7 protein-coding genes are annotated in these 12,790 nt (G+C 43.5%); 5 read left to right on the plus strand and 2 right to left on the minus strand.

The features are described 5' to 3' along the window. The first annotated feature begins 100 nt into the window (after positions 1 to 100). The 5 genes from EWE74_RS17710 (at position 101) to EWE74_RS17730 (ending at position 10,379) form a co-directional block, all read left to right on the plus strand. Positions 101 to 3,355, plus strand: coding sequence for a TonB-dependent receptor (locus EWE74_RS17710; RefSeq protein ID WP_239018704.1), 3,255 nt, complete (start codon positions 101 to 103; stop codon positions 3,353 to 3,355). A gap of 13 nt (positions 3,356 to 3,368) precedes the next feature. Continuing rightward, a complete protein-coding gene (locus EWE74_RS17715) occupies positions 3,369 to 5,051 on the plus strand; it encodes a RagB/SusD family nutrient uptake outer membrane protein (protein WP_130142995.1) in 1,683 nt (560 codons plus the stop codon). Positions 5,052 to 5,122: 71 nt separating this feature from the next. Continuing rightward, entirely contained in the window at positions 5,123 to 6,526 is a 1,404-nt protein-coding gene (locus tag EWE74_RS17720) for a family 43 glycosylhydrolase (RefSeq protein WP_130142996.1), read from the plus strand. Positions 6,527 to 6,535: 9 nt separating this feature from the next. Further along, complete coding sequence (locus EWE74_RS17725) at positions 6,536 to 7,921, plus strand: glycoside hydrolase family 28 protein (protein ID WP_239018705.1); 1,386 nt, start codon at positions 6,536 to 6,538, stop codon at positions 7,919 to 7,921. Between the two features lie 49 nt (positions 7,922 to 7,970). Then, positions 7,971 to 10,379, plus strand: a complete 2,409-nt coding sequence (locus tag EWE74_RS17730) for a glycosyl hydrolase 115 family protein (protein WP_165384763.1) — start codon at positions 7,971 to 7,973, stop codon at positions 10,377 to 10,379. Positions 10,380 to 10,418: 39 nt separating this feature from the next. On the opposite strand, the gene EWE74_RS17735 is transcribed toward EWE74_RS17730, so the two are convergent. After that, the gene (locus EWE74_RS17735; protein WP_130142997.1) at positions 10,419 to 10,982 is read right to left on the minus strand and encodes a DUF4136 domain-containing protein; all 564 of its coding nucleotides are present in this window, start codon (positions 10,980 to 10,982) and stop codon (positions 10,419 to 10,421) included. 82 nt (positions 10,983 to 11,064) lie between these two features. Further along, on the minus strand, positions 11,065 to 12,711 hold the full coding sequence (locus EWE74_RS17740) for an NAD+ synthase (RefSeq protein ID WP_130142998.1): 1,647 nt from the start codon (positions 12,709 to 12,711) through the stop codon (positions 11,065 to 11,067). Between the last annotated feature and the right edge of the window lie 79 nt (positions 12,712 to 12,790).

Consider the following 12,790-nt stretch of genomic DNA (forward strand, 5'->3'; position numbering starts at 1 on the left):
TCTTAATCACATTTAAAAACTAAACACCCAAATGTACAAAAATTATGAGGTGCCTCCAAGTCTATATGTCCGTAGGCGAGGTGCAAAAATCTGGAAAATAATGAAACTGATAGCATTCTTTATGGTGCTCGGAACGATGTGTTTACATGCGTCAGGTTACGCACAACGGGTTACGCTCGACCTAAAAAATTCTTCTTTGGAGCAAGCCTTAAAAACTATCGGGAAGCAGAGCGGATATCACGTTCTCTATAACCCATTGACGATTGACAAGTCGAAGCGTGTATCGTTAAATCTAAAAAATGCATCATTGGATGATGCTTTGAAACGTGTATTTGCAGATCAACCACTGGTATATACCGTCAGTAAGAAAACAATTGTAGTGAAGGAGAAACCACGCGTTAAACCTGTTCCCGTTAAAATTATAGCGGAAGAAAGTAAACAACAGCAACCGGTTATTGGCGTGGTATCAGATTCCATCGGCCCCATACAGGGAGTGTCTGTTGTGGTGAAGGGTGGCTCTGCAAATGGTACGACAACAAATCAGCAGGGGTATTTTACCGTTCAAGTACCCGATAATAACGTCACGTTGATTTTTACGATGGTGGGTTATGAAACGCAGGAGATTCCGTTGAATGGGCGAACGGAATTACAGGTTAAACTGCGTTCCGTCAACGCTGATTTGGAGGAAGTCGTTGTCGTAGGTTACGGAACCCAACGGAGATCGGATGTTACAGGGGCGATTAGTTCCGTGGAATCGACGACTATTGCCCGAGCTGCAACAGCCGACGCAACAGGAGCATTGCAAGGACAAACACCAGGTGCAGTCGTTGTCAAAAATGTGGGCAAACCCGGTTCGGGTTATAATATTAATATCCGTGGTATAAGTTCTTTCGGAGGTTCTAACTCTCCTTTGTTCGTAATCGATGGAATACCGACCACGTCCGGACTGAATGATATTAATCCGGCAGATATCGAAAAAATAGACGTTTTGAAAGATGCTTCTGCAACGGCGATTTATGGCTCCCGTGGAGCCAAAGGGGTAGTGATTGTGACCACTAAAAGGGGAAAACAAGGGCAAACGACGATTGCATACGATGGCTATGCCGGAGCGAGAAAACCTACAAATTTGCCGGATATGATGAACGGAGAACAATATGTAAAATATCGTACCGATCAGTTTTTGGCAACAGGACGGGATACTTCCCGTAGTAACAATGCTTTCTTTACACCAGCGCAATGGGCAAATATCGACGCAGGTCGTTTTACCGATTGGCCGGGAATGTTTCTTAAAGATGGCAGGCAGATGAACCATAATGTTTCCGCTAGTGGCGGAGATGAACAAACCCGCTTTTCGTTAGGACTTGGATTTTTACAAGAGGGCGGTAACGTTAGTCCAGAGGATTTTAAACGGTATTCCTTTCGTGGAAATATAGACAAGAATATCGGAGAGAAATGGATGGCTGGAATGAGTTTTTATGCGGCGCAAAATTTACAAAATCTAGGAAGTTCCGAAACGTTGCGTTCAGCCTATCGACTACCGCCCACGGTATCACCTTATGATAGCGATGGCAACTCTGTTTTTCGTGTTCTTGGAGGCGACGGTGTGACCAACCCTTTATTTGATGCTGACAATGATATACGGGATAGCCGAGGCATCAGGGCATTCGGGCAGATATACTTACAGGTAAAGCCGTTACCCTACTTAACGCTGAAAACAACTTTTTCACCCAGTCTTAATACCGATAGGTTTGCTTGGTATTTTGGTTCGGAATCAAAAGAAGGGGCAGGAAATGGCGGTTATAATTCATCAAGAAATAATAGCACAAGTGAACAGGTTAACTGGCTTTGGGATAACCAGGCAATTTATGAGCGAACGTTGGAAGGAGGTCATAAATTAACGGCAACGGTTATACAAAGTATGCAAAAAGACCGGACCGAATCTAGCGGAATAGATGTTTATAACTTACCTTATAATTCGCTGTGGTATAATTTTGGGTCTGCAACAAATACAGACTTTAACGGCACTTTTCGCGGTCCAACGGTTCGCTCAGATTTTGTGCAGTACACCTTGGCTTCTGTCCGTGGACGGGTGAATTATAGTTTCAATGATATGTACCTATTAACGTTATCGGGTACATGGGACGGTTCTTCTAGACTGGCGGAAGGGAATAAATGGGGTTTTTTCCCCTCCGCATCGGCCGCATGGCGTATTTCGCAAACAGAATTTATACAACAAATAGGTGCGATTAATGATCTGAAACTTCGATTAAGCTACGGAGCGTCCGGAAACGACAGAGTAGACCCCTATATTACGCAGGCAACTTTGGGAGCATCGACTTATTTTTTTGGAAATGCACTGGTTCAGGGATATTCTCCTAATAGGCTTGCAAATAAATTGCTGACTTGGGAAACGACCAAGGAAATTAACCTAGGTTTAGATTTCGGATTTTTAGGGAATCGGATATACGGAACGATTGATCTTTACGATCGCAAAATTCACGATATATTACTGAATCGCAATCTACCAGCACCATCAGGCTGGGAATCGGTAAGTGCAAATATGGGAAAACTCAGAAATCGTGGTCTAGAAGTGGGATTGACTACGGTGAACGTACAGACAGATAAATTTTCTTGGAAGACGGATTTTGTATTCGATGCGAATAAGAATGAAATCCTCGAAACCGCCAATGGGAAAGCTGATGATATTGGAAACGCTTTTTTTATTGGGCATCCGGTACAAGTAAATTATAATTATGTGTTTGATGGAGTTTGGCAAGAATCGGAACGTGATATCGCGGCGGGATATAACCAGCTACCCGGGCAAGTGCGTGTAAAAGACCTTGATAATAATGGGGTCATCAATGCGGAGGACCGGCAAATTATTGGCAAGCGTGTGCCCACTTGGACAGGTTCTTTTGCGACAACATTTCGATATGGTAATATCGATCTTTATGCAATGGCCTATACTCGTCGGGGAGAACAATTTAATTCATCGTTCAACAGTAGTTTTATGAATTACAATCAGATTTATAATCAGGTGAATGTTGATTATTGGACGCCAGATAATCCGTCGCAGACGCATTTTCAACCCGGCACACCCGGTACATTTGTAAACGTCGCTTATTTTCGGAAAGCAGATTTTGTGCGTATCAGTAATATAACATTGGGTTATACGGTTCCTACCAGTTTAATTAGTAAATATAAGATTAATAGTTTGCGGTTTTATGCGACCGCGACTAATCCGTTTTTGTTTACCGACTATGAAGGATATGATCCCGAATGGGCTGCCCAAAATACCTATGGGACGGCTATAAGCACGAGTAGTTATCTTTTTGGGGTAAATGTTTCATTTTAATTTTAAAACGACGATGAAAAAGAATCTTTTCATATTCATTTTTATATTGTCTGCTGCCTTTTCTTCTTGTGCGAAATTCTTGGAAGAAAAGAATATAAGCGGAATAACGGCAGAGAACTACTACGTGGACGTTGCCGGTTATGAATCCTTGGTTAACTCTTGTTATGCTTCCTTGCGAGATATCTATGGAATCAACCCCAGTTTGTTTGAGTGGGGAACAGATATTGGTACACGTGGAGAAATTGAACTGGTAAGTGGTTCGGCGAACGATGTGCCAGCAGAACAGCTCAATGAATACCGTACGTTGACACCCGATAATGGTCCTATTAATACTTTTTTCTCCGCTGCTTTCAGTGGAATTCAGAGCTGTAATACGGCGATTCACAGAGCAGATGCAATTCCCGATTTAGGAGAGGAGCTGAAAGCGAGAAGAACAGCTGAAGTTCGTTTTTTGAGAGCTTATTATTACTATCTGTTGGTGGAGAATTTTGGTGCGGTGCCTATTGTCGAAGAAGAATTTACAGAGCCTGTAACCCATTTTGAACCCGTATCTGAACAAACGGTATACGAGTTTTTAGCGAATGAGCTATCGGCCATTATACCATCATTGGAAGCTGATCCGACCAAAGTGGAAGCTGGAAGAGTTACACAAGGAGCAGCAAAGCAGTTGCATGCCTTACTTTATTTAACAAAAGGATATAAATCGTTCGGTAGCGACGCAGATTTTGTTCGGGCAGCACAGATAGGAGAGGAGCTCATTAATGGTTCTGCTTATAGTTTACAGCCTTCTTTTGCGGAAGTCTTTGAACCAGGGAATGAAAAAAATCGGGAAATTATTTTTTCGGTGCAGTATGGACCGCAACCGGGCTATAATGGCAACGCGCAGAATATTATGTTTGGATGGCGTTATTGGCGAGAACAGGGATTTGATGAAGTTAGTGCCGTGACAGATTATAATAGGAGGAGGTCAGATTTCATGCCTACGCAATTTTTGTACACCTTGTTCAACACAGCGAAGGACGCCCGGTATGAAGCGACGTTTCTTAGTGAACTTTATGCAACAAAAGATGAAGGAAACATAAGAAAAGGGGATTTAAGATATTATTTTCCTTTTCCTGACCAACCATTCACGTCAACAGATGAAGCAAATTTGAAGGCTAATAATCCTCGTGTGGAGGTAATCCGTTTTGAGCGGTGGAAGCAGGCATTCAGCAATGTGGGAGGTGCAGAAAAGTTCCCGATGATCAATAAGTTTTATGCACCAGATGCAGGTCTTCCCTATAACAATGAATTTACTTATGCCAGTACAAAAGATGTATTCTTATTTCGACTGGGAGAAACATACTTAATTACCGCAGAAGCTTACTATAATGCTGGGGAAACGGGCAAAGCTGTAGAAAAACTGAATGTTCTTAGAGAGAGAGCGGCGAAAGCAGGACAAAGTCTTGCTATCACTGCTGCAGATGTTGATTTGGATTTTATATTAGATGAACGGGCAAGAGAGATGGCAGGAGAGTATAAAAGATGGCTGGATTTAAAACGTACCCGAAAGTTAGAGAGGGCTTTTGAACACAACATATTGACAAAAATGGCGAATCCTTCAGGAATAGTGGATAACAAATATTATTTGAGACCAATTCCGCAATCAGTAATCGATAGGGATACGGGAGAATATCCACAGAATGACGGGTATTAAATATTGTCTGTGAGGTCACAGGTTACCACGGGTTGCGACCCGTGGTATTATTACATACATTTATAGATTACATGAAAATACTAACGATAATCTTCTTGTTTGCCTGTATAGCCGTTTGTAGCTACGGGCAAACTCGTTTTGAGCAACCCGCTTACGAAGCGATTTATTCGGGCGTGCCTTGGTTTGAACAACATGGGAATACCGTGAGTGCACATGGCGCAGGTGTCATCAAAGATAATGGTCGATATTATTTGTTCGGCGAGTTTAAGACTGATTCGGCGAATGTGTTTAACGGTTTCGCCTGCTATTCCTCGGCGGATCTCTATAACTGGACGTTTGAGCGCATGGCACTTCCGTTGCAGGAAGAAGGGAAATTAGGCAAGAACCGTGTTGGGGAACGACCCAAGGTAATGAAATCGCCGGCTACGGGCGAGTATGTTATGTTTATGCACGTCGATTCCTTGAACTACAAAGATCAATACGTCGGGTACGCAACAGCACAACATATCACCGGGCCTTATACGTTCCAAGGTCCCATCCTGTACGAAGGAAAGCCGATCCGGAGATGGGATATGGGCGTGTTTCAGGATGAAGATGGAACGGGTTATCTATTGGTTCACCATGGCGATATTTATCAATTGACCGCGGATTACCGTGGGATTGACAAGCAAGTCGCTAGCCGTGTTCCGGGTATGGGTGAATCCCCCGCGATGTTAAAGAAAAATGGGGTGTACTTCTTGCTGAGTTCAAACCTAACCAGTTGGGAGCGTAACGATAATCAGTATCATACCGCACGGAACATCGCTGGCCCTTGGACAGAACAAGGTTTGTTTGCGCCGGAAGGTAGCCTGACCTGGAATTCCCAGTGTTCGTTTGTATTACCGATTATCGGTACACAGGATACTACTTTTATGTATATGGGCGATCGTTGGTCATTTCCGAAGCAGAATTCGGCGGCTACTTATGTATGGCAACCCTTGGAGATAAATGGCGAGCACTTATCTATTCCGGCTTATCGAGACGCTTGGACCATCGATTTGTTTACAGGGCAGCATAAGTCCGTGCAAACCCAAGGAACGGAGATCGAACTGAAAGATATGGATGCGGTGAGTTTCCAAGGCAATTGGAAAGCAGACAGCATGGCGGTTTATCGGTCAGATAATAAAGACGATCATTTTTCGTACACGTTTACCGGAACGGGTCTAAAATTATACGGTCTGGCGCGGCCGGACGGTGGGTATGCAAAAGTTTGCATACGGGATCCAAAAGGTAACACGGTCGTAGAATCTATTGTCGATATGTATTGTTTATATCCTGCCGAAACGCTCAAATTTGTGAGCCCGGCATTACCGAAAGATACGTATACTATAATCGTTACCGTAATGGGCGAACGTGGAAACTGGGCGGATAAAAGAAGAAACAACTACGGTAGTACAGGCTATAGTGTTGCTTTGAACAAAATAGTAGTCGAATAATAAATTTAAATGATGATGAGTACAATGTGGAATACATATACGATGACGGTGCTGTTGTTTCTATTCCTGACTGCAGAACACCTTTCTGCACAGAAAAGCCAAGTAACCTTACAACAAGTCAGCGTGGAGGCTCCTTTTAAGATGCCGAAGATCAAAACACCGAGCTTTACACGGGTTGCGGATTTTGTCATTACAGATTACGGTGCAGAACCGGGAGACAAAGAAAAAAATGCTGTAGCCCTCGAAAAAGCTATAGCTGCCGCTACCGTTGCCGGAGGTAATGTGATTATCCCGGCGGGCGAATGGAAAACCAAGAAAATCCATTTGAAGAGCAATGTGAATCTCCACCTTTCCGAAGGTGCTGTATTGTTGTTCTCTCCCGATCCACAAGATTACTTGCCGGCTGTATTTACCACCTGGGAAGGGTTGGAATGCTACAACTATTCGCCGTTGATCTATGCTTTCGAGGCAAAGAACGTTGCGATTACGGGAAAAGGCGAGGTTAGGGCAGATATTAGTCAATGGCGTAAATGGTTCCCGCGTCCATCGGCACACATGGAAAGTATCAAACGCTTATATAACTGGGCACAAGATCGCGTGCCGGTAGAAGATAGAAACATGGTCAACGACACCTCGAATATGCGTCCGCAGTTTATACAGTTTAACCGTTGTGAGAATGTATTGGTAGAAGATATCAAGATCCGTAACAGCCCATTTTGGACCGTACATCTTTATTTATCTAAGAATATTATCGTGCGTGGTATTGATGTTTACGCACATGGTCATAACAACGATGGTATTGATCCGGAAATGAGTCAAAATGTACTGATTGAGAACTGCGTATTCGATCAGGGAGATGATGCCATTGCCATTAAATCGGGGAGGAATCCGGAAGGCTGGCGACTGAAAACGCCATCTAAGAATATCGTTATCCGAGATTGTCTCGTGAAAGACGGCCATCAATTAGTCGCGATAGGCAGTGAGTTATCGGGAGGTATCGAAAATGTCTATGTCGAAAATTGTAAAGTGGCAGATGATAACGAGAAACTGATGCACCTGTTGTTTATCAAAACAAATGAGCGGATGGGCGGTCATGTTAAGCAGGTATATTTCAAAAATATTGAAGCTAATGCGATCCGGGAAGGTATTTTGGGAATTGATACGGATGTTTTATATCAGTGGCGTACTTTGGTACCCACGGTAGTTCGAAAATTGACCCCAATTCAGGATATTTACTTAGAAAACGTACAAGCAACGGAGGCCAAGTTTGTAAGCAAGATAAACGGAAATGCGGATTTGCCGGTACGTCATATCCACTTAAAAAATGTGACCCTCCGTCATGCTTCCGAAGAAGAAATTCAGACAAAAAATGTAGAAGGGTTTGTGCTAAATTAGCAGTCATAGCGGCACAGGTTGCATCCCGCCATTATAAAATATAATTTTAATGATGATGAAAAGAGTAATAGGAACGTTCTTCCTTTTGTTTATTGCTTTTAGCAATTATGCACAGGATGGATTTAAACTAATAGCCGACGGACAAGGTGCCTCCCTGCATTATAGTGGTACAGCATCTTTGGTGGAAACGGCAATTGACTTGATTGTGGAAGATTCGAAAAGTGTCTCCGAGCAGCCGTTCCGATTAACTGATAAGCCAGCGAGCGGATCAGTGATCATTGGTATTCCGGGAGAAAGCAAGTCATTTGATCAGCTCCTGGCTGCAAATCAAATTGATATATCTGAGATTAAAGGGCAATGGGAAGCTTTCCATATACAAGCGATAAGAGTTGGAAACACACAATCCCTTTTTGTGGTTGGAAGTGATCCACATGGAGCGGCTTATGGCGTGTTGGAGTTGTCCCGATTAATTGGTGTATCGCCCTGGGTCTGGTGGGCCGACGCAGCACCTGAACGCAAATCGGATGTTATTTTGCCAGCTGATTTTAAAGATACGCAATATCCTAATGTACAATACAGAGGGATTTTTCTAAACGACGAAGATTGGGGTTTAACGCCTTGGAGCGCCCATACATTTGAACCCGAAGCGAAAATAAAAGAGGGTATTGATCCTGCCAAAACAAAAAAAATGCAGACCATAGGTCCGAAGACCTATAGCAAAATCTTTGAACTCTTATTGCGGTTACGGGCGAATACTATCTGGCCGGCCATGCATGAAGTAACGGTTCCGTTTTATTTTGTGCAGGGCAATCGGGAAGCTGCTGAAAAATATGGCATCTATATCGGTTCTTCGCATTGCGAACCCTTAGCCAGAAACAGTGCCACAGAATGGGATATCGTGGGAGAAGGACGGTATAACTATATCAGCAATAAAGAAAATGTCGTGTCGTATTGGACAGACCGTCTAAAAGAGCTGGGTGGCTCAAATAATATATTTACACTTGGCATGCGCGGTAAGCATGATGGCGCTATGGAAGGGGTAAAAGGTGTTGCAGAATATAGAGATGCTATAGATAAAGTTATCGTCGATCAAACGGCATTGTTGAAGACGTATATTAACCCTGATCCGTCCCAGATTCCGCAGGTTGTGATCCCCTATAAGGAAATACTTGACGTGTACCGAGCAGGTATGAAGGTGCCTGACTACGCCACCTTGATGTGGTGTGATGACAACTATGGATACATTACGCATTTCCCTGATGCGGAGGAGAAACAGCGAAGTGGCGGAAACGGTGTATATTATCATATTTCCTATTGGGGACGTCCCCACGACTATTTATGGTTATCCACCGCGAGTCCCGCATTGATCCATCAACAGATGAAAACAGCTTATGAACATGATGTTCGTAAAATATGGATTGTAAATGTCGGTGATATCAAACCGGGGGAATATCAAACAGAGCTGTTTCTGGATATGGCGTGGAATATAGAGGAAATCAACAATAAGGGGGTTAACCAACATCTTCGAGATTGGTTGACACGTGAGTTTGGACGTGAGACTGGTGAAAAACTGCTGCCCATGATGCAAGAACACTACCGATTAGCACATATCCGTAAACCGGAATTTATGGGCAATACGCGTGAGGAGGAAGCAGACCGTGCGTATTACAGAACGGTGCGTGATTTGCCTTGGAGTGAAGAAGAAGTGCGTGACCGGTTACAATCCTACAGAGATCTTTCGACAGCGGTATCCGCGATAGAAAATTTTATTCCACAGAACAAAAGAGAAGCTTTTTTTCAATTAATAGCGTATCCTATTCAAGGGGCAGCGGAAATGAACCATAAGATGCTACATGCACAATTAGCGCGTCATGGGAAAGTCGACTGGAAAGAAAGCCATGATGCCTTTGATCGTATCATAGCGCTAACGGATAAATATAATAACCTGCATGGTGGAAAGTGGAATCGTATGATGGATTATAAACCTCGAAATTTGCCGGTATTTCAGCGTGTGAAGGAGGAGCAGGCCACTGAACCTATGATAAGCCATATTAAACCAAACCTGACGTTGAATGGAGCAGATCTACACGGCAAGTCTACCTCTCTAGAAGGACTTGGTTATGAGGGGAAAGCAGTTTCCGTGGCCAAAGGCGAAGAATTATATTATGATTTGAAGGAAATACAAGGCGATTCTGTTCTCGTGGAAGTACGATTGTTACCGAGCCATCCCGTAGAGGGAGGGGATATCCGTTTCGCCATTTCGCTGGGTGATACCGCTACACAGGAAATATCCTATAAGACTGTGGGGCGTAGCGAAGAGTGGAAAATGAATGTGCTGCGTAATCAAGCTATTCGAAAGATAAGGTTCCCTTTGCAAGGAAAAGATAAAGCAAGAATTAGAATCTCCGCGTTAGATGAGGGTGTTGTGTTGGATCAGGTGTTGGTGTTTGGATTATAACAAAAGAGGCGATGCACTCTACTGCGCATCGCCTCTTTTTTATTTCTGTATCGGATACTGTTTGAATATTCCGTTGACAATCTGTGGAAGTTTATTAATGGTCTTTTCGGGAGATTTAACCTCAGATGAACCCCTAGCTTGCCATACAACACTGTTGGTTCGTCTATCCACTGCCTCGATAATGAGATGGGCATAACGGTATTTTTCATGACCTACAGGATAGCTGTAACCACCCCAGCCCATTCCCCAGCCCCAACCCATACCCCAAGGACCCCAGCCGCCCCATCCGTAAGATGGGCTATATACCATACGGCTTTTGTTATTCACAATCGTGACATAGCGAAAAAGAATATCCGGGTTGTCTTTGGAATATTGCATACCCAATGCTTCCAATTCCTTATTGGCAGCATTCAGGATATTGCTTTTGGCAATATCATTGTTGAAATAATTTTTAGATAGCGAATCCACCGGTGGAAGCCAACTATACGTTTTGTATTGGCCAAAATCTTGGTGCTGAACCCGCGTGGTATTATACTTCACAGAAGCACAGGAAGCAAGAATGGCCACAATACCCAATAGGAAAATATATTTTATCGTATTCATAATAACCCCATTTTATTTTATTAGACAGGTGAATTGATAAAAGGTTTAAAGAGTTTTATGTTCTTTTTTCCCTCAAAAAAGATTAAAAATACTTCGCTACCAATGGCATGACCCGTCCGCTACCGAAAGCTTTGGGACTTACCCGAAGTATAGGCGGCGCCTGAAATCGCTTAAATTCGGCATTGTTTAGTAACGCGGCAATACGTTTTACCAAGGTCTCCTCGAATCCCGATTGAACGACTGCCTTCACTGATTTTTCCAGTTCAATAAGTTGATACAATATACTGTCCAATATATCGTAAGGAGGCAAGGAATCGGAATCCTTCTGATCTGGACGTAACTCGGCCGAAGGTGGTTTAACAATAGTATTCACCGGAATGATTTCCCGTTCACGGTTAATATAACCGGCCAATGTGTAGGCTTGGGTTTTGTAAACATCACCAATGACACTCAAAGAACCCGCCATATCGCCGTATAATGTTCCATATCCAACGGCTGCTTCGCTCTTATTGGACGTGTTTAATAGGATATGACCAAATTTATTAGAAAGAGCCATAAGGATCGTTCCTCGAATACGGGCTTGTATATTTTCTTCCGTAAGATCAGGAGCGCGATCCCTGAACGGCTCGGAGAGCGTTTGTTCAAAAGCCTCTGCAACGTCTTTTATAGGGATAATTTGGTAGGAACAACCGGTGTTTTCGACCAAATCCAAAGCGTCTTTTAGGGAATGGTCACTGGAATAGACAGATGGCATCAGGACGGCAAGGACATTTTCTGCACCTAGTGCTTCGCAGGCCAAAGCAGCCACAACTGCCGAGTCTAACCCTCCTGATAGGCCCAGGACAGCCTTTTTGAAACCAGACTTCTGAAAGTAATCTCGAATTCCTAAAAGGAGCGCCTGGTGGATTAACGCTATTTCCGACGGTTTATCGTGTTTTTCTACCGGTAAGCCTTTAGAAGTAGCTTGCGATTGGGCATACATGTCCACTATGGTGTAATCTTCCGAAAAGCCTTCTAACGCGGACAGTATGTTACCATTTCTATCCAGCGCCAACGAACGTCCATCAAAAATAATATCGGTATGTGCACCGATTTGGTTGACATACACCAATGGACATCCTGCTTTAATGACATTGCGTTTTAATACATTGATCCGATTGTCGAAATGGGTATACGAAAAAGGGGAGGCGGCAATATTGATAATAAGCGAGGGATTTTCCTTCCGTAATTCCGCCATTAAGTCGCCCACATAGGAGTTTGATACCTCGTCGTCCCACAAGTCTTCGCAGACCGTTAGTGCCACCTTTTCTCCTGCGATTTCAATACAAGAGGCAGAACGGTTAGGTTCGAAGTATCGGTATTCATCAAACACATCGTAATCCGGTAATAAGCTTTTCTTACAGATGTGTTGAATTTGGCCATCCGCCAGTACGATGGCGGCATTGTAAAGTGGTTTGCCCTCTGGATCCATATTTGCCACAGGCGAGCCAATGACGCAATGAATGCCTTGGCATGCTTGTGCAATTTCCTGCAAGCTATCGGTGCACTGTTGAATAAATTGGGTGTTTCGCAACAGATCCTTTGCAGGGTAACCACCTACGGCGAGTTCAGCGAAAACAATTAAATCAGCACCATCTGCTTTGGCGCGCGTAATATGACGGATAATTTTTTCGTTATTGGCGGCAAAATTCCCGATATGATAGTTTAGTTGAGCAAGCGCTATCTTCATTGTGCATGGATTTGTTGGAAGTAAAAATAAGAAAACCGACCGGATACACGAAATCTCTTAGCGAAAAGGTGGAAGGCTG

Source organism: Sphingobacterium corticibacterium (assembly GCF_004208525.1).
Classification (GTDB): Bacteria; Bacteroidota; Bacteroidia; order Sphingobacteriales; family Sphingobacteriaceae; genus Sphingobacterium; species Sphingobacterium corticibacterium.